The following is an 18,901-nucleotide window of genomic DNA, read 5'->3' on the forward strand; positions in this document are numbered from 1 at the left end:
TGGTTCCACTCGTCCGGTTGTTGCCCGCCGGGACAGTCGTATTTGCGACATGACCTTTTGACCTTGATTCAGCAATGGCATAGGGTTTGCCAGATGACTCCGCGGGGCAGGCCCAGAGGCGGCCGTCGAGGGCCGGGTCGTCCGGTGGGTGCTGATGCTGAGCAAACGCGCGAGCGCATTGTGCAAGCGGCATACGAGGTGGTCAACGAACGCGGTTACGCGGCGACCACATTCCAGGAGATCGCCAAGCGCACCGGCCTGAGCCGCCCCACGCTGAACTACTACTTCGCCACTCGCGAGGATCTCTACCGGGCACTGCTGCAGCGGGCGCACGAGGTCGTCACCTCATGCATTCGGATCGCGAAACAGCATGACACAACACTGGATCGGCTCCGGGCCTATATCGATGCGGTCGTAGCGGTGTGGCAGCGTGACGGAGCCGTGGTGGGGTTCCTGGTGAATGCGCGGCTCGAGTCATACCGTCATCCCGATCTGCCCGCCGCCACTGTCGCGGCAACCCGCGGTTTTCTCGGCGAACTGATCACCGGGGCAGTGGACCGAGGTGAACTGCCGCCCCACACCGACCAGGCGAGTTTGGTCGAACTGCTGTACGCGATGCTGTGGGGGATGGGTGCCTACTGCGGTTGGCAGCGTCGGCCCGTCGATGTAGAGGTGATAGCTAAGCAACTGCAATCGGTGATCGGTGATGGGTTGCTGCCGGTCGTCGACCGGGATCACCGGCTCGGCGGCCGAGACACGCGTGGCGACACGCGCGGCGGTGTCGGTGGGGCGCCATAGACTGGCATCCCTATGAGCGGTTCATCTTCGGGCTTCGTCCACCTGCACAACCACACCGAGTACTCGATGCTGGACGGCGCCGCGAAGATCACCCCGATGCTGGCGGAGGCGCAGCGTCTGGACATGCCCGCCATCGGCATGACCGACCACGGCAACATGTTCGGCGCCAGCGAGTTCTACAACTCGGCGACCAAGGCCGGGATCAAGCCGATCATCGGCATCGAGGCATACATCGCGCCGGCTTCCCGGTTCGAAACCAAGCGTGTCCAGTGGGGCGATCCGAGCCAGAAGAGCGACGACGTCTCGGGTAGCGGTGCCTACACCCACATGACGATGGTCGCCGAAACTGCGACCGGGCTGCGCAACCTGTTCAAGCTGTCGTCGTTGGCGTCCTTCGAGGGGCAGCTCGGCAAGTGGGCTCGCATGGATGCCGAGATCATCGCCGAGCACGCCGAAGGCATCATCGCGACCACCGGTTGTCCGTCGGGTGAGGTGCAGACCCGGCTGCGGCTAGGACACCGGCAGGAAGCGCTGGAGGCGGCCGCCAAATGGCGCGAGATCTTCGGCCCTGACAACTTCTTCCTCGAGCTCATGGATCACGGCCTCGACATCGAGCGCCGGGTCCGCGAGGGCCTGCTGGAGATCGGGCAGAAGCTCAACATCCCGCCCCTGGCCACCAACGACTGTCACTACGTGACGCGCGACGCCTCGCAGAACCACGAGGCCCTGCTGTGCATCCAGACCGGCAAGACCCTGTCGGACCCGAACCGCTTCAGATTCGACGGCGACGGCTACTACCTCAAATCGGCCGAGGAGATGCGCGCGCTCTGGGACTCCCAGGTGCCCGGTGCGTGCGATTCCACGGTGCTCATCGGCGAGCGGGTGCAGTCCTACGCCGAGGTCTGGACGCCCACTGACCGCATGCCGGTGTTCCCGGTCCCCGACGGACATGATCAGGCCTCTTGGCTGGCTCGTGAGGTGCAGGCCGGTCTGGAGCGGCGGTTCCGCGGGGCGTCCGTGCCCACCGAGTACACAGACCGGGCGTCCTACGAGATCAAGGTCATCTGCGAGAAGGGTTTCCCGTCCTACTTCCTGATCGTTGCCGACCTGATCAACTACGCGCGCTCGGTCGGTATCCGGGTGGGGCCGGGCCGTGGCTCGGCCGCCGGGTCACTGGTGGCGTACGCGCTCGGTATCACCAACATCGACCCCATCCCGCACGGTCTGCTGTTCGAGCGCTTCCTCAACCCGGAGCGCCCGTCCGCCCCCGATATCGACATCGACTTCGACGACCGCCGCCGCGGCGAGATGCTGCGGTACGCGGCCAACAAGTGGGGCAGCGACCGGGTGGCCCAGGTGATCACCTTCGGCACCATCAAAACCAAAGCGGCGCTGAAGGATTCGGCCCGCGTACATTACGGGCAGCCGGGCTTTGCCATCGCCGACCGGATCACCAAGGCGCTGCCGCCGCCCATCATGGCCAAGGACATCCCGGTCTCGGGGATCACCGATCCCAACCATGAGCGGTACAAAGAGGCCGCCGAGGTTCGCACCCTGATCGACACCGATCCGGATGTGCGGACCATCTTCGAGACGGCACGCGGCCTGGAAGGCCTGGTTCGCAACGCGGGTGTGCACGCCTGTGCGGTGATCATGAGTTCCGAGCCGCTCATCGACGCAATCCCGTTGTGGAAGCGGCCGCAGGACGGCGCGGTCATCACCGGTTGGGACTATCCGTCGTGTGAGGCCATCGGCCTGCTGAAGATGGATTTCCTGGGTCTGCGGAACTTGACGATCATCGGTGACTGCCTGGAGAACATCAAGGCCAACCGGGGGATCGACCTGGATCTGGACACGCTGCCGTTCGACGACCCAGCGGCCTACGAGCTCCTCGGCCGCGGTGACACGCTGGGCGTGTTCCAGCTCGACGGCAGTGCGATGCGTGACCTGCTGCGGCGCATGCAGCCCACCGGATTCAACGACATCGTGGCGGTGCTCGCGTTGTATCGTCCCGGCCCGATGGGCATGAACGCCCACAACGACTACGCGGACCGCAAGAACGGCCGGCAGGCGATCAAGCCCATCCATCCCGAGCTCGAGGAACCACTCAAAGACATTCTCGCCGAGACCTACGGCCTGATCGTCTACCAAGAGCAGATCATGTTCATCGCGCAGAAGGTCGCCTCCTACACCATGGGTAAGGCCGATGCGCTCCGTAAGGCCATGGGTAAGAAGAAGCTTGAGGTGCTCGAGGCCGAGTACAAGGGCTTCAAGGAAGGCATGACCGCCAACGGTTTCTCCGAGGGTGCGGTGAAAGCCTTGTGGGACACGATCCTTCCCTTCGCCGGCTACGCGTTCAACAAGTCACACGCGGCCGGTTATGGCCTGGTGTCGTACTGGACGGCTTACCTGAAGGCGAACTACCCCGCCGAGTACATGGCCGGTCTGCTCACCTCGGTCGGTGACGACAAGGACAAGGCCGCGGTCTACCTGGCGGACTGCCGGCGGCTCGGCATCACCGTCCTGCCACCCGACGTCAACGAGTCGGTGCAGAACTTCGCCTCGGTGGGCGACGACATCAGGTTCGGTCTCGGCGCGATCCGCAATGTCGGTGCGAATGTCGTCGCGTCGCTGATCAGTACCCGTACCGAGAAGGGTAAGTACGCCGACTTCTCCGACTACCTCAACAAGATCGACATCGCGGCCTGCAACAAGAAGGTCACCGAATCCTTGGTGAAGGCAGGCGCATTCGATTCGCTCGGGCACCCCCGCAAGGGGCTGTTCCTGGTGCACACCGACGCCGTCGACTCGGTGCTCGGCACCAAGAAGGCCGAGGCGATGGGCCAGTTCGACCTGTTCGGCGGCGCCGACGACGGGGGCGGCACCGATGCGGTCTTCACCATCAAGGTGCCGGACGAGGAGTGGGAGGACAAGCACAAGCTCGCACTCGAGCGCGAGATGCTGGGCCTGTACGTGTCCGGTCACCCGCTCAACGGGATCGCCCACCTCCTCGCCAACCAGGTCGACACGCAGATCCCGGCGATCCTCGACGGCGACATCGCCAACGACGCGCAGGTGGTGGTCGGCGGCATCCTGGCCTCGGTCAACCGTCGCGTGAACAAGAACGGCCTGCCTTGGGCCTCAGCCCAATTGGAAGACCTCACCGGTGGCATCGAGGTGCTGTTCTTCCCGCAGACCTACTCGCTGTTCGGTCACGAGATCGCCGACGACGTCGTGGTGCTGGTGAAGGCTAAGGTGGCCGCGCGCGACGACCGTATCTCGCTGATCGCCCACGAGTTGGTCGTGCCCGACTTCAGCAGCGCCCAGGCCGACCGCCCGCTGGCGGTGAGCTTGCCCACGCGCCAGTGCACCATCGACAAGGTGAGTGCGCTCAAGCAGGTGCTGGCCAACCACCCTGGCACAGCTCAGGTGCATCTGCGGCTGATCAGCGGTGAGCGCATCACCACGCTGGAGTTGGATCAGTCACTGCGGGTGACGCCGTCGTCGGCTCTGATGGGTGACCTCAAGGCGCTGCTCGGCCCGGGCTGTCTGGGGTAGGGGCCAGGTCGATCTTCACGATCGCGCTGTCAGGCCACAGTGTCCGGTCACGGGCTCGCCGAAGTTTCTCCCGCAACGGGAGGTCGCTGTGCACGTTGGTGACACCCGGGACCTTCACCAGCGGCATGATGTTCCACTGCCATCCGTAGCGGCGGTGCAGGGCGCGGTTGGCCCGTTGGGCCTCTTCGCCGCCCAGGATGCTGGCGCGGCCGCCGATCCAGGAGGTGCCCGTGATTCGGCCTCTGTAGTCGCAGACCACCAGTTCGACGTCGGGCCGGGCGGCGAGCCTGCGGGTTTTCGGGCCGATCTTGGTGCGGAACAACACCGTTGGGCCGTCGATGACGAACCAGATCGGGGTGTCGACGGCGGTGCCGTCGCGGCGTGAGCTGCGAAGCAATGCGTACTGGGAGCGGCCGAGGGTCTGGAGTGCGGTGTCGGTATGCGGCATGCAACCAGTCAACGACTTAGAGTTAACTCTAAGTCAAGCGTTTTGTGGGTGGGTAGATGGGCGCATCGCTGACGATCGGAGACGTCACGCAGCGGTCCGGGATCGCCCAGACCGCGTTGCGTTACTACGAGCAGGTGGGTCTGTTGCCCTCGCCGCAGCGGGTGGGCGGGCAGCGGCGTTATCAGGAGTCGATCCTGATGCGGCTGGAAGTGATCCGGTTGTGTAAAGCGGCCGGGTTCTCGTTGACCGAGATCGGGCTGCTGCTCAAGGACGACTCACCGGGCCGGCCGGTGGCCCGCGAGCTCGCCCAGGCCAAGTTGGCCGAGATCGACGAGCAACTGGAGGCACTCGCGCGGGCACGGGCCATCGTCGAGTGGGGTATGCGGTGTACGTGTCCGTCAATCGAGCTGTGCACCTGCGGGATTCATCACGAGCTGCCGCTCTGACGCGGGAGCGGTCAGAACTGGTACCGCAGGATGCGCGCCTTGCGGGCTGTGGCCTTGCTTAGGCCGCTGGCGCGCGTCGCGATCCGCAGCACGCGGGGAAAGAGGTCGACTTCGGGTTGCCGGGTCAGGCTCGACTCCTCGATGAGGCGCAGTCGCGGGTTCCAAGTTTCGGGATGGTGGGCGTCCTTGAAACCCGGGTAACCCCACTGACTTCCGACGTCTTTGAACATCTTGGCCGGAAAGAACTTCAGGGCCGCGCGGCTCATCCAGCCGATGCGGCCATAGTCGTTGAATGCGAGTTCCCCGGAATCGAAATGCTCGGTCACGGCCCGGAAGATGCCTGCGATCACCGGTTCCGTGAGGAAGGCGAAGAGCCCGTCGGCCACCAGCATGGTCGGTCGATCGGATGGCATCGGGTCGGTCCAGTCCGGATCGGCCAGCGACGCGGCGACGGTATGGGCCTGGGGGAGCGGCGGGATCACCTTTTCGCGCAGTTCACTGATCCCCGGTAGGTCCACGCTGTACCAGTCGACAGTGGCCGGAGGGGAAACGCGGTGCACACCGCTGTCGAGTCCGCCACCGAGATCCACCACAACCGCGTCGGGATGTTTGGTCACGAAAGCCCGGACCCGATCATCGAGCATCTTGGCCCGCAGGGCCGTCTGGCACACCACACTGGTCTGAACCCCGAGGCCGGCGAAGTCGTAGTCGAGTTGCTCGGCTGCCTGCGCGGCCATGGTGTCACCCAGGATCGGGTGGGCCCACCGGCTGTCGAGCGCCCTGGCGTAGAGCGTCAGGAATGCGGTTTCCTCAATCGGGCTGAGGCCCGTCGTCGCAATACCCACAAGCCCGACCGTACACCCCGGTCAGCGGCTGAACAGTTCGGCGAAATCGTTTACCGCCCTTGTGATCCCGGCTGCACGCAGCGGTTGCACGGCCTGCCCGGATGCGCGGTGAGTGCCCGGCGGCCTACGGTGGAACCATGCGCAGCAGGCATGTGAGCGTCTGGATCGAGGTTGCCCCCGACGTCGTGTACGCCTATGCCTCCGATCCGCGGCAATTGGCCACGTGGGCGGCGGGACTGGCTGAGGGCGGGTTGCGCCTCACTCCGCAGGGATGGGTGGCGGATTCCCCGATGGGTGAGGTCACCGTCGAATTCACGCCGACCAACACGCTGGGCGTGCTGGATCACGTGGTGTACCTGCCCTCGGGCGCGGCGGTCTACAACCCGATGCGGGTCGTACCGGCCGGGGTGGACGCAACGGCGTGTGAGGTTGTGTTCACGGTCCGGCAGCGACCCGGCATGACCGACGAGGAGTTCGAGGCGGATGTCGCCGCGGTGGCGGCCGATCTGGAGACGTTGCGCGGGCTACTGGAACGTCACTGACCGGAAGACCAGAACTGGCGAAGCCCCAGCCACACCGTGAGGGTGGCTGCAGCGGCGGAGAGCACGGCCGGTGCCGCGTCCATCGTGGCCACGCCGACGACCATCAACACCAACGCACCGACCGCCAGGGCGATCAGCTTGTAGGTCGGCCAGGGCACCCCGGCGATATCGACCTGGTGATCGGCCCGGGAGGTAAGGCTACGAAAGTTCCCGGCGGTGGTCATACGTTGACGATAGCTCGTAACAATGATTTCGGCCAGCCGAAACCTCGGATCGGGCGTGTCGATTCACCGCCTGATCAGCAGTGGGCGTCCATACGGTAGTGAACTTCGGCCGGTTTGGTCGGGCGATCGGCGAAGGAGCCGTGCGCCGTGCCGCTGAAGTGGAACACGGTGCCGTCGATACTGGCCTTGGTGTCGGTCGCCTCGGCCTGGGCGGCACCGGTAAATCCCGTCAGATCCCGGATCCGCATGACCTTGGGCTCGACCGTGGCCCCGGTCTGGACGATGGCGGTGAATCCGGGTTCTTTCGGCAGCGTCTCGATCGTCCACAACCAGGACAGTTGCTTGCAGTCAACGGTGAAGTCGGTCGGGATCTCCTGATCGTTGATGAAGACGCGCGCGGTGTTGGCATCGGCCGGACTTCCGGTGGTCGTCGCACATGCCGACGCTGCCAGCGCCAAGATCGCCACGGTGAGTGCCGCCGCCCGCTTTCTCCGTCGCTGAATGTGCCGCATACGGTTGTTTTCCCAGTTGGGAACCGGATCAACCCCATCTTGCGGATTTCTGCGATTCGGTGGCGCCGATACCGGGATTACTGCGTGCGCACCTACCCAGATGCGGTGAAACCGCTGGCCAGTGGCACCATTGAACGGTGACTGCCGATCTGAGCAAAAGCTCCCGAGTGTCCCCGCTGGCCGCGCCGCTGACCGCGGCCGACATCGACGAGGCTGCCAAGCGAATTTCCGGGGTGGTCACCCGCAGCCCGCTGCAGTTCAACGAGCGTCTTTCGGAGGCGACCGGGGCCGACGTCTACCTCAAACGCGAGGACCTGCAGGCCGTGCGGTCCTACAAGGTGCGCGGCGCCTTCAATCTGATGGCCCAGCTGCCGCCTGACGAGTTGGCCGCCGGTGTGGTGTGTTCGTCGGCGGGAAACCACGCTCAGGGTTTCGCCATGGCGTGCCGGTCGATGGGGATTCATGGACGCGTGTATGTGCCGGCCAAGACACCGAAGCAGAAGCGGGACCGGATTCGGTACCACGGCCGTGAGTTCATCGAGCTGATCGCGGTCGGATCGACCTACGATCTGGCCGCAGCGGCGGCGCTGGAGGACGTTGCGCGCACCGGGGCCACGCTGGTGCCTCCCTACGACGACGTTCGCACGATGGCCGGCCAGGGCACCATCGCCGCTGAAATTCTCGAGCAGCTCGACGAAGAGCCCGACTTGGTGATCGTTCCCGTAGGTGGCGGCGGTTGCATCGCCGGGATCACCACCTATCTCGCCGAGCGTGCTTCGGACACGTCGGTACTCGGTGTCGAGCCCGCCGGCGCGGCGTCGATGATCGCGGCCCTCGCCGCGGGCGAACCGGTGACTCTCGAGCACGTCGATCAGTTCGTCGACGGTGCGGCAGTGGCGCGCGCCGGTGCGCTGCCGTACGCCGCCCTGGCTGCCGCCGGGGACATGGTCGCGCTCACCGCGGTTGACGAGGGCGCGGTGTGTACCGCGATGCTCGACCTGTACCAGAACGACGGAATCATCGCCGAGCCCGCCGGTGCGCTGTCGGTGGCCGCGTTGCTGGAGGCCGAAATCGAGCCAGGTTCCACCGTGGTCTGCCTGGTCTCCGGCGGCAACAACGACGTTTCCCGCTACAACGAAGTGGTTGAACGGTCGCTGGTGCACCTGGGGCTCAAGCATTACTTCCTGGTCGATTTTCCGCAGGAACCCGGGGCGCTGCGCCGGTTCCTCGATGAGGTTCTCGGACCGGGTGACGACATCACCCTGTTCGAGTACGTCAAGCGCAACAACCGGGAGACCGGCGAGGCGTTGTGCGGCGTCGAGTTGAGCGCGGCGACCGATCTGGACCCGCTGCTGGCGCGGATGCAGGATTCCGACATCCACGTCGAACTGCTCGAGCCGGGGACGCCGACATACCGGTACCTGACCTGAGTGCCGGCCGCACACTTTTCCCGGTTCCAGCTGCCGGGGTCGGGTTTTCGGTGACTGCCCAGACGACGAGTGCGCCGGCCGCGAAGGCTGCGCCGAGGAAGCTGGAGCCGGTCCAACCCGCGATCGAGTACACCGAGGTGGTGGCGGTGGCCCCGACGGCGGAGCCGAGTGAGTAGAAGAGCATGTAGCCGCCGATGACACTGCTGGTGCGCTGCGGATAGGTCATGGTGAGCGCATGCTGGTTGCTTACGTGCACCGCTTGCACCGCGAAGTCGAGCAGGATCACGCCCCCGACGACCAGCACCAGCGACCATGATGCTTGCCCGATCGCCGGCCATGACGCGGTGAGCAGCACGAGTGATGCGCCGGTGACGGCCCGCCCGAGCCCGGCGTCGGCCCAGCGTCCTGCCCTGGCCGCTCCGAGCGCGCCGGCAAGGCCGGCGATTCCGAACAAGCCGATCTGTGCGGTGCTCAGATGCCAGGGAGCCGCCGTGAGCGGTAGCGCCAGGCCGCTCCACAGCGTTCCGAAGGATGCGAACAAGAAGAACGCGATGAGCCCGCGCGAGACGAAGAGACGTTCCTGAAAAAGCCGGACCGACGACGTCATCACCTCGAGGTAGCGGGCTCGACCGTGCCGTGGGTCAGGCGGCAGGGTTTTCAGGGACAGACAGGCCAGCGCGACCAGTAACACCGCCAGCCCGGTGTAGACGCTTCGCCACCCCCACACTGCGGCGATGGCGCCGGCCACCACGCGTGAACCCAGGATGCCGATCACGACTCCGGAGGTCACCACGCCGAGGGTGCGCCCGCGTTGTTCGGCGGTGGACAGCGCGGCGGCGTAGGCGACAGTGGTTTGGACGACGACCGCGAACAGCCCGGCGACCGCCAGTCCGGTGAGCAGGAGCCAGGTCTGCGCCGCGGTCGCTGCCAATGCCACACCCATCGCGGCGAGGAGAAGGTGCGCACTGATGAGCCGCGGGCGGTCGAGGCGGTCCCCGAATGGGACGAGGACCGCCAGCCCGACCAGGTAGCCGAGTTGTCCGGCCGTCACGATCCAGCCCAGATCGGCCTTCGGAATACCCAGATCGTGTCCGATCTGGGCCAGCAGGGGCTGTGCCGCGTAGATCGTTGCGACGGCCACTGCGCACACAGTGGCGAAGAACAGGCGCAGGCCGGTGGTCAGTGTCACGCACCCTCCGAGATCAGTTGCATATTGCTACCAATCGGAGGCTACGGCAGAATGGTTTCGTTCAGCAACTCTTCAGGGGGAGTGATGGCCGAGTTGGTGCCGTGCCGAGACGATGTGACCTGGACCGACCCCAGCTGTCCGGTCGCACGCACTCTCGATCTGGTGGGAGATCGCTGGAGTCTGCTCATCGTCCGCGACGCCATGGACGGTGCGCGGGCCTTCACCGACTTTCAGCAGCGCACCGGGATCGCGCGCAATATCCTCACCGATCGGCTGCGCCGCCTTGTGGAGCGCGGCATTCTCGACCGGGAGACGGCCGCATCAGGCCGGCGGCAGGTGTACACGCTCACCCAGAGCGGGCGTGACCTCTTCGCGGTCGTGGTGGCATTGCGTCAGTGGGGCGAGCGGCACGCGTTCGCGCCGGACGAGCATCACTCCGAACTGGTCGACGAGCACGGTTTCGCGCTGGCTGAACTGCGGCCGACGAATTCGCTTGGCGCCCCGGTGGATTCGTCCACCACGTCGGTGCGCTGAAACTGAGCAGTCAGTGCCTGCGCAGTATGGCGAAGGAGTGGCCGGCCAATGCGGTAGCGGCCGAACCGATCTCGGGGTGCTCCCAGGCGGCGACGACTTCGCCGGCCACCGGCACCGATACGGCGTCGGTGCCCAGGTTGCAGGCAATGGCCAGGCTGCCCCGGTGCAGGACGATCCAGCGCTGCCGTTCGTCGAAGTCGATCGACATGTGATCCAGCCAGGGGTCGCCGAGATCGGGTTCACTGCGCCGCAACGCGATCAGCTCCCGATAGGTCTTGTGCAGTCTCGCATGATCGCCGACGGCGACCTCACTCCAGTTCAACTTGGACCGCAGAAATGTCTGCGGGTCCTGTGGATCTGGTACCTCGTCGGCATCCCACCCGTGCTCGGCGAATTCGGCCTTGCGTCCCTCGGCGGTGGCCCGGGCAAGTTCGGGTTCGGGATGCGAACTGAAGAATTGGAACGGTGAGGAGGATCCCCACTCTTCGCCCATGAAAAGCATGGCTGTGTAGGGGGATCCGAGTGCCAGCGCGGCCTTGACCGCCAACTGGCCGAAGGTCAGTAGCTGTGACGGTCGGTCACCGACGGCGCGATTGCCCACCTGATCATGGGTAAGGGTGTAGGCCAGTAACCGAGTGCCCGGAACGGTGGCGGTGTCCAACGGACGGCCATGCCTGCGGTGGCGGAACGATGAGTAGGTACCGGCGTGGAAGTACCCGTGTTCCAAGGTCTGCGCCAAAGTCGCCAGCGATCCGAAATCCGCGTAGTAGCCCTGCCTTTCGCCCGAGACGGCACTATGGATTGCATGGTGGATGTCGTCGTCCCACTGTGCGGTCAGTCCGTAGCCGCCACGATCGCGAGGGGTGATCAGCCGCGGGTCGTTCAGGTCGCTCTCGGCGATCAGCGAAAGCGGCCGGCCCAGTTCTTCGGCCAGGCCATCGGTATCGGCCGCGAGTTCCTCGAGCAGATGGATCGCGGTGTTGTCCACCAATGCGTGTACCGCATCCAGCCGCAGGCCGTCGGCGTGGAAGTCGCGCATCCAGCGCAGCGCGCAGTCGATGATGTAGCCGCGAACCTCGTCGGCATCGGCGTCGGACAAGTTGATCGAGCTGCCCCATGGATTGCTGCCACCGGACAGATACGGGCCGAACCGCGGCAGGTAATTGCCCGACGGGCCGAGGTGGTTGAACACCGCGTCGATCACCACGCCGAGTCCGCGCGCGTGGCAAGCATCGATGAGCCGGATCAGGCCGTCCGGCCCCCCGTAAGGCTCGTGCACGGCGTACCAGAGCACGCCGTCATAACCCCAGCCGTGGACGCCGTTGAAGGCGTTGACCGGCATCAGCTCCACGAAATCGACGCCGAGATCTACCAGATGGTCGAGCTTGCCGATAGCGGCATCGAATGTGCCTTCGGGAGTGAAGGTTCCGGTGTGAAGCTCGTAGATCACCCCGCCGCAGATGGAGCGACCCGGCCAGCCGCCATCGGTCCAGGCGTCGGGCGTGGGCTGCCACAGCTGGGAACGTTCGTGTACGCCGTCAGGTTGGCGCGCTGAGCGGGGATCCGGCAGAACCGTCGGGTCGTCGTCGAGAACGAATCCGTACCGGGCATCGGCGCGGCAGCTCACCTCAGCCCACCACCAGCCGCCCCCGGTGCGCGCCATCTCGTGCAGATCTTCGTCCACGTCGAGCCGCACGCGGTCGGCGTTGGGGGCCCACACGGTGAATTCAGCCATCGGTGCGCTCCAACAGGGCCACCGGCGAATCGGCGAGTAGTTCGGTCAGCGGCACCAGGCCGGACCAGAGCCGGCCGCTGAGCAGATCCCGCCAACAGCCTTCGGGCAGCGGCAATGCCGTGTCGGTCCAACCTGTTTCGGCGAGCTCGACGGTCCACCGGCATACGGCCACCACAACATCCTGACCGCGCAGATACGACACCAGATGTTTGGCCGCGCTTCCGGTCGCGGCCAGTGGGGTGTAGCCGCCGGTCAAAAAGGTCTGTGGCCGGGCACGGCGGAGTGCCAGCGCCGCCCTGGTCACATTGAGCTTGTCGTCGTCGCGGTGCTCCATCGCGTCCCGCAACGCGGCATGGTCGACCGGACGCCGGTTGTCGGGATCGACCAGACTGTCCTCAGTCGTTTCGGTGCCCTGGTAGACGTCGGGAATACCGGGTGCGGTGAGCTGGATGAGTTTCTGGCCCAAGCTGTCATTGTGGGCATGTGCCTCAAGCTGACTCACCAGCTCCGTCAGTTCGGCTGCGACCGGCCCGTCGATCACCCGGTCCAGCCAGGCGTGTACTTCGTACTCGAAAACTGTGCTCGGGTCATGCCAGGAGGTCCGGGTGGCAGCTTCCCGGACCGCCTTCTCGGCATAGGAGTGCAGCCGGCTGCGAAGGTCGCCGGTGATGGTGCCGTCGACCGGCCAGACGCCGAAGATGTTCTGGTACAGGAACAACGCGCTGTCGCGGTCGGGGGGAGTGGACAGTTCCATCCACCGTTCGACCGAATCTGCCCACGTCGCGGGCACCTGCGAGAGCAACCCGATACGGGTACGGACATCCTCGCCACGCTTGGTGTCATGGGTCGACAACGTGGTCATCGTCGTCGGCCACGCGCGCATCCGCGTCGTCGCCCGCTGATGGAACTCCGCCGTCGACACCCCGAACAAATCCGGTGCGCCGCCGACTTCGTTGAGCGAGACCAATCGGGCGTCGCGGTAGAACAGACAATCCTCCACTGCCTTGGCGGTGGCCGCCCCGCACAATTGGTTGAACCGGGCCACCACCTCGGGGCTGAGGGAAAGGGCCATCGAGATGATGGACAGTGCCTCGGTGAGTTCCGTTGTGGCACAGGATGTCTCCTGCAGCGCGACGGAGAGGATCGCATCGAGTGCCGGATAGTCGCTGCGGTATACACCGATCCTGCTGATCACCGCTGCGACCGCGGCAGGCAGGTGTGGGTCCGACTGTGCGGTGACCGCTGTGATGACCCGGCACAGCCGGCTCAGTTCGCCGGCCAGGGTGTCGGTGACGGCGGCGGCTTTGAGCCGGTGTTCGGCCTCAGGGTCTCTGGGCCCACTCACCGCGGTGAGCGAGGCTTCCGCGGATGAGGCGATGAACAGCCCGCCGACCTCGCGCAGCGCGTCGTATCCAGTGGTGCCGTCGACCGGCAGCGACGCATCGAGGGCTTCGTCGGGGGCCAGGATCTTCTCGACCACGATCCAGGCATCGGGGCCGGTGAGCTCGCGCAACCATCGCAGGTAGCCTGCCGGGTCGGACAATCCGTCTGGATGGTCGATGCGCAGACCGTCCACCAGACCTTCGTCGAACCAGCGCTTGATCTCGACGTGGCTCGCGTCGAAGACAGCTCGGTCCTCCTGGCGCAGCGCGGCCAGTGAGGTGATCGAGAAGAAGCGACGGTAACCGCAGATTCCTGTGCGCCAACCGGTCAGCCGGTAGTGCTGGCGCTCGTGCACCTGGCGTCCGGTACCGGTGCCGGTTCCCGGGGCGATAGGGAAGGCGAGGTCACCCAGGCGCAGCAGTTCACCATCGACCACCAGATCGTTCACATCGTCGTCGGAACCCAAGACCGGCAACACGATCCGGCCGCCATCGAGATCCCAGTCGATGTCGAAATAGCCGGCGAAGGCCGAGGCGCGGCCGTACCGAAGCAGATCCCACCACCAGGGGTTCTGTTCAGGGTGCGCGACGCCGACATGGTTGGGCACGATGTCCACGATCAGACCCATGCCGCGGGACCGGGCAGCCTCGGACAGTCGCCTGAGCCCGTCCGGACCGCCGAGTGCGGCCGACACCGTCGTGGGGTCCGTGACGTCGTATCCGTGGGTGGACCCCTGCGCGGCAGTCAGGATCGGCGACAGATACAGATGCGAGACGCCCAGCCGGTCGAGGTAGTCGAGCAGATGCAACGCATCGTCGAATGTGCAACAGTCCGCACGCATCTGGAGTCGGTACGTGGACAGGACCGGGCGGGGCATGTCAGGCCGTCTTGCGTAGTACGACTAGTGAGCGGGCTTGGAGCGTAACCTTTTCGCCGGCAGCCACGAGCAGATCGGAATCACCTGTGGGGCTGGCGGTATCGAGGTCGCCGGTCCATTCGGCGGCGTAGTCGCCGTTCGGGGTGACGAAACCCTGCTCGTGGTCATTGGCGTTGAAGCACAACAGGAAGGTGTCGTCGACGACGCGTTCGCCGCGGGAGTTGGGTTCCGGGATGGAATCGCCGTTGAGGAACACCGCGACACAGGTGCCCAGCCCGGTGCCCCAGTCCTCTGGCGTCATCTCGGTGCCCGCCGGGGTGAGCCAGGCGATGTCGCGAACCTGGTCCCCGCTGCGGATCGGTTTTCCTTCGAAGAACCGCCGGCGCCGAAATGCGGGGTGCCGCTTGCGGAATGCCAACACCTTGCGGGTGAATTCCAGGTGGTCGGCGTTGCTCTCGAGCAGCGACCAGTCCATCCAGGACAGTTCGGAATCCTGGCAGTACACGTTGTTGTTGCCCAATTGAGTTCGCCCGATCTCGTCGCCGTGGGCGATCATCGGGGTGCCCTGGGACAGCATCAACGTCCCCATGATGTTGCGCATCTGTTTGGCGCGCAGCGCCAGGATCTCCGGGTCGCCGGTCGGCCCTTCGACACCGCAGTTCCAGGAGCGGTTGTGGCTCTCACCGTCGCGGTTGTCCTCACCGTTGGCCTCGTTGTGCTTTTCGTTGTAGGAGACCAGGTCGTTGAGGGTGAAGCCGTCGTGACACGTGACGAAGTTGATGCTCGCGCTCGGGCGCCGGCCGGTGGCCTCGTACAGGTCTGAGGATCCGGTCAGCCGGGAGGCGAACTCGCCAAGGGTTGCGGGCTCACCCCGCCAGTAGTCGCGCACAGTATCGCGATATTTCCCGTTCCACTCGGTCCACAAACCTGGGAAGTTGCCGACCTGGTAGCCGCCCTCGCCGACATCCCACGGTTCGGCGATCAGCTTCACCTGGCTGACCACGGGGTCTTGCTGGACCAGGTCGAAGAATGCCGAAAGCCGGTCCACGTCATAGAATTCGCGCGCCAGGGTCGAGGCCAGGTCGAACCGAAAGCCATCGACGTGCATTTCCAGGACCCAGTAACGCAACGAGTCCATGATCAGTTGGAGCGTGTGCGGGTGCCGGGCATTGAGGCTGTTGCCGGTTCCGGTGAAATCCTTGTAGTACTCGGGTTGTCCGTCGAGCAACCGGTAGTAGGCGGCGTTGTCGATGCCGCGGAAGTTGATGGTCGGACCGAGGTGGTTGCCCTCGGCAGTGTGGTTGTAGACCACGTCCAAGATCACTTCGATGCCGGCGTCGTGGAATGCCTTGACCATCGTCTTGAACTCGGCGACCGCACCGCCGGCGTGCCGGGTGGCCGCGTACTGGAAGTGTGGGGCGAAGAATCCGACGGTGTTGTAGCCCCAATAGTTTCGCAGCCCGAGGTCCAGTAGTCGGTGATCATGCATGAACTGGTGTACCGGCATGAGTTCGATCGCGGTGATGTTCAGCGACTGGAGGTACTCGATGACCACCGGGTGGCTCAGCCCCGCGTATGTACCCCGGAGTTCCTCGGGGATCCCGGGGTGGGTCTGGGTCATCCCCTTGACGTGCGCCTCGTAGATCACGGTGTCGTGATAGGCCGTTTTGGGTGCGCGGTCGGAGCCCCATTGGAAAAACGGATTGATCACCACACTGGTCATGGTGTGCCCCAGCGAGTCGGTCTGCGGCGGGGTCCCGGTGCCGGGAGGTTCGGCCGTCAGATCGTAGGAGAACAGCGCCTGGCTGAAATCGAAGTCGCCGTGGAACGACTTGCCGTAGGGGTCGAGCAGCAGCTTGCTGGGGTCACACCGATGTCCGCCGGCGGGGTCCCAGGGGCCGTACACCCGATACCCATACCGCTGGCCCGGCGTGACGGTCGGAAGGTAGGCGTGCCAGACGTAGCCGTCGACCTCTTCGAGGTTGATCCGGTGCTCGGTGCCGTCCTTGGCGATCAGACACAGCTCGACGCGTTCGGCGACTTCGGAGAACAACGAGAAGTTGGTGCCCGCACCGTCATAGGTTGCGCCCAACGGGTAGGACTCGCCGGGCCAGACAGTCGACATCGGCGTGGGAGCCGGCGATGGCGGCACTGATGACGACGTCATGGCTTCACCACCAACCGGTGGCGGCCGCCATCTGACGGCCAAGTTCACCTGTCATCGTGCGCATGTACGTCGTGGAGATGTGGTGAGAATCGTGATAGATCAACACATTTCCCTCCACCGCGCGGCAATAGTCCTTACGGCACACCGCATCGCTCATGTCGAGTGGCTTGAGCAGGGGGAACCTCCCGACGAAGTCCAGTGTGGGGTTGTGGTCGGAGAGTACCTTGGACCGGTCGATGCCGCACGAGATGGAATCGCCGCCGTTGGCCAGGCAGTCATACGGAAAGTAGGGCTGGCCATTTCGGGTGAGCCACGGTGTGTCGCGCATCGCAAGGACCGGAATGTTGTTCTGGGAGAGGGATTCCCAGATGCCGATGTAGGTGCCGGGCATGACATCGCCATCTTTGATGTTCCACGGCCGGGTCGAAGTGGTGAACACATATTGAGGGCGATCGGCGATGAGCTTGGCCATCACCTTCTCGTTCCACTCGTGGCATTTCGGGTACGGGCGGTTGTCGCCCATCACCAGCGGTGTCTCCTGGGTGGTCAGCGGACAGCCCATCTTGAGGTACGTGACCACTTTGAAGTTGTGCATACGCCCCAGCAGGTCCAGCGCGGTCAACCAGTGTTCGGCGTGCGATCCGCCCGCCACGGCGACGGTGCGGGACGCGTCTTTGTCGCCGTACGTGCAGTTGATGACGTCGGTGTTGGCGAAATCGCTGATGCAACCGTCGTTGGTCGAGGCGGGTAGGTCGTCCTTGGCTTCGAGCACAGTCGGGCGCATCGGCAGCTTGGGCACCCTGGTGTGATTGATCAGCGCGCGTGCGCCCGGATAGTCGCGGGCCGACAGCCCCGACAGCTCCTTGCCGTTGGCCCGCTGCACGGTCACATGCTCACGCCAGGTGAACGAGGTGGCGGTCAGCGCGACACCGAGCAGGCCGACGATGGAACCGAGGACGATCGTCTGCCGGCGCAGGCGGACCCGCAGCGGCACGGCCGGCAGGGCGGCGGTCTGTGTGGTGTTTTTGGATTTCTGCGAACGCAGCGGTTCCTCGATGTAGCGCGTGGTGAGCCAGGCCAGAACGCCCGAAACCAGCAGTATGGTCGTGCCCTCGAGGAAGTTGGCGTGGGTGTGGCCGGAGTAGGACAGCCAGAAGATCAGCAACGGCCAGTGCCACAGATAGAGCGAGTAGGCCATCGAGCCCAGCGACACGAACGGCTTTGTCGCCAGCATCCGGTTGGGCGCGGGCAGCCGCTGGCCCGCGCTCGGATCGTCGATCTGATTGGCCGCGGTCAGGATGAAGATGACGGTGGCGCCGACCGGAACCAGGGTCCACGGTCCGGGAAACTCTTTGACCCCGTCGATCCACCAGCCGCAGGACAGGATCGCGGCCAGCGAGACGGTGGCCAGGAGGGTGCGTAGCCACATCGGCCACCGCACGGCCGGGACCAGCGCCCCGGCAAGGGCACCGATCAGCAGCTCCCAGCCGCGGGCGAAGCTGTTGTAGTAGGCGGTGGCCTGGTCGGTGTTGTGGGCGATGATCGCGTAGACGAAAGAGGCGATGGTCAGCGCGCTCAGCAAGACGATCAACGCGATGCGCAGGTGCCGCCCGAACAACCGGCGGCCGAGGAAGGCGAACCCGAAGATCAACAGCAGGAACGCCAGATAGAACTGTCCCTGGACCGACATCGACCAGATGTGCTGCAGCGGACTGACCGCCTCACCGGCGCGGAGATAGTTCGCGGCGGTGTTGGCCAGCTCCCAGTTCTGGTAGTAGCCCAGGCTTGCCAGGCTCTGGTCAGCAAACGTTTCCCAGCGGGTCTCCGGCTGTACGAGGATTGTCAGTACGGCGGCCGCGGCAAGCACCACGACCAGTGCCGGAAGCAGTCGCCGAATCAACCGGACTATTTCGGGAACGGGCCACAGCGGCGCCGCGGGGTCGAGTGCCAGGCGCAGGATCTTGCCGCCGAAGAAGAATCCGGAAAGCGCTAGGAAGACATCGACACCACCGGAAACCCGACCGAACCAGATGTGGAACATCGCCACGAGGGCGATCGCGATCCCGCGCAGGCCGTCAAGATCGTGGCGGTAGAAACCCGATGCGCGAGTACCCATGACGGCGCGTGGAGCGGCACCGGATTCGGCGCCGGGCTCCGTCCGGGGGGCATCAAGGGTTCTCATGGTCGAGGCCAATTTACCTAACATCGGTCTG

At 65.2% G+C, this 18,901-nt stretch carries 14 protein-coding genes and 1 pseudogene; 6 read left to right on the forward strand and 9 right to left on the reverse strand.

Translation table 11 applies throughout. The features are described 5' to 3' along the window. Positions 1 to 144 precede the first annotated feature (144 nt). Positions 145 to 798 (forward strand): TetR/AcrR family transcriptional regulator, encoded by a 654-nt coding sequence (locus E0T84_RS03010; RefSeq protein WP_171054885.1) that lies wholly within the window; start codon positions 145 to 147, stop codon positions 796 to 798. 12 nt (positions 799 to 810) lie between these two features. Further along, positions 811 to 4,356, forward strand: a complete 3,546-nt coding sequence (gene dnaE / locus E0T84_RS03015; RefSeq protein WP_070188854.1) for a DNA polymerase III subunit alpha — start codon at positions 811 to 813, stop codon at positions 4,354 to 4,356. Here the strand turns inward: dnaE and E0T84_RS03020 are convergent. Beyond that, entirely contained in the window at positions 4,322 to 4,804 is a 483-nt protein-coding gene (locus E0T84_RS03020) for a PPOX class F420-dependent oxidoreductase (RefSeq protein ID WP_070188853.1), read from the reverse strand. The two genes, dnaE and E0T84_RS03020, sit on opposite strands and share 35 nt — an antisense overlap. A gap of 56 nt (positions 4,805 to 4,860) precedes the next feature. Here E0T84_RS03020 and E0T84_RS03025 point away from each other — a divergent pair, with 56 nt between their 5' ends. Beyond that, positions 4,861 to 5,250, forward strand: a complete 390-nt coding sequence (locus tag E0T84_RS03025; protein WP_070188852.1) for a MerR family transcriptional regulator — start codon at positions 4,861 to 4,863, stop codon at positions 5,248 to 5,250. A gap of 11 nt (positions 5,251 to 5,261) precedes the next feature. Here E0T84_RS03025 and E0T84_RS03030 read toward each other — a convergent pair whose 3' ends face one another. Continuing rightward, positions 5,262 to 6,095, reverse strand: a complete 834-nt coding sequence (locus E0T84_RS03030; RefSeq protein WP_070188851.1) for a class I SAM-dependent methyltransferase — start codon at positions 6,093 to 6,095, stop codon at positions 5,262 to 5,264. A 137-nt stretch (positions 6,096 to 6,232) separates the two neighbouring features. Between E0T84_RS03030 and E0T84_RS03035 the strand changes: the two genes are divergently transcribed. Then, on the forward strand, positions 6,233 to 6,637 hold the full coding sequence (locus E0T84_RS03035; RefSeq protein ID WP_070188869.1) for an SRPBCC family protein: 405 nt from the start codon (positions 6,233 to 6,235) through the stop codon (positions 6,635 to 6,637). Here E0T84_RS03035 and E0T84_RS03040 read toward each other — a convergent pair. Beyond that, entirely contained in the window at positions 6,631 to 6,861 is a 231-nt protein-coding gene (locus E0T84_RS03040; RefSeq protein ID WP_070188850.1) for a hypothetical protein, read from the reverse strand. The two genes, E0T84_RS03035 and E0T84_RS03040, sit on opposite strands and share 7 nt — an antisense overlap. 74 nt (positions 6,862 to 6,935) lie before the next feature. Beyond that, positions 6,936 to 7,373 carry a lipoprotein LpqH gene (locus E0T84_RS03045; protein ID WP_070188849.1) on the reverse strand — a complete coding sequence of 146 codons (438 nt, stop codon included), beginning with the start codon at positions 7,371 to 7,373 and terminating at the stop codon, positions 6,936 to 6,938. Positions 7,374 to 7,510: 137 nt separating this feature from the next. On the opposite strand from E0T84_RS03045, the gene ilvA reads away from it, so the two are divergent. Further along, a complete protein-coding gene (ilvA, locus tag E0T84_RS03050; protein WP_070188848.1) occupies positions 7,511 to 8,803 on the forward strand; it encodes a threonine ammonia-lyase IlvA in 1,293 nt (430 codons plus the stop codon). Between the two features lie 28 nt (positions 8,804 to 8,831). Here the strand turns inward: ilvA and E0T84_RS32660 are convergent. Next, positions 8,832 to 9,992 (reverse strand): annotated as a pseudogene (locus tag E0T84_RS32660) (MFS transporter); the annotation flags it as partial. Between the two features lie 51 nt (positions 9,993 to 10,043). On the opposite strand from E0T84_RS32660, the gene E0T84_RS03060 reads away from it, so the two are divergent. After that, positions 10,044 to 10,526, forward strand: coding sequence for a winged helix-turn-helix transcriptional regulator (locus E0T84_RS03060; RefSeq protein ID WP_371725687.1), 483 nt, complete (start codon positions 10,044 to 10,046; stop codon positions 10,524 to 10,526). Positions 10,527 to 10,536: 10 nt separating this feature from the next. Here the strand turns inward: E0T84_RS03060 and treZ are convergent, their stop codons facing one another. From treZ to E0T84_RS03080, 4 genes are read right to left on the reverse strand one after another with little or no spacing between them, the layout of a single operon-like run. Continuing rightward, positions 10,537 to 12,261, reverse strand: a complete 1,725-nt coding sequence (treZ, locus tag E0T84_RS03065) for a malto-oligosyltrehalose trehalohydrolase (protein ID WP_138743727.1) — start codon at positions 12,259 to 12,261, stop codon at positions 10,537 to 10,539. Next, complete coding sequence (gene treY, locus E0T84_RS03070; protein WP_138743728.1) at positions 12,254 to 14,521, reverse strand: malto-oligosyltrehalose synthase; 2,268 nt, start codon at positions 14,519 to 14,521, stop codon at positions 12,254 to 12,256. Before treY ends, treZ begins: the two co-directional genes overlap by 8 nt. A 1-nt stretch (position 14,522) precedes the next feature. Next, positions 14,523 to 16,688, reverse strand: coding sequence for a glycogen debranching protein GlgX (gene glgX / locus E0T84_RS03075; protein ID WP_138743729.1), 2,166 nt, complete (start codon positions 16,686 to 16,688; stop codon positions 14,523 to 14,525). A 4-nt stretch (positions 16,689 to 16,692) separates the two neighbouring features. Then, the gene (locus E0T84_RS03080; protein ID WP_138743730.1) at positions 16,693 to 18,870 is read right to left on the reverse strand and encodes an acyltransferase family protein; all 2,178 of its coding nucleotides are present in this window, start codon (positions 18,868 to 18,870) and stop codon (positions 16,693 to 16,695) included. Between the last annotated feature and the right edge of the window lie 31 nt (positions 18,871 to 18,901).

It is taken from the genome of Mycobacterium sp. DBP42 (genome assembly GCF_005924235.1).
GTDB classification, from domain to species: Bacteria; Actinomycetota; Actinomycetes; order Mycobacteriales; family Mycobacteriaceae; genus Mycobacterium; species Mycobacterium syngnathidarum.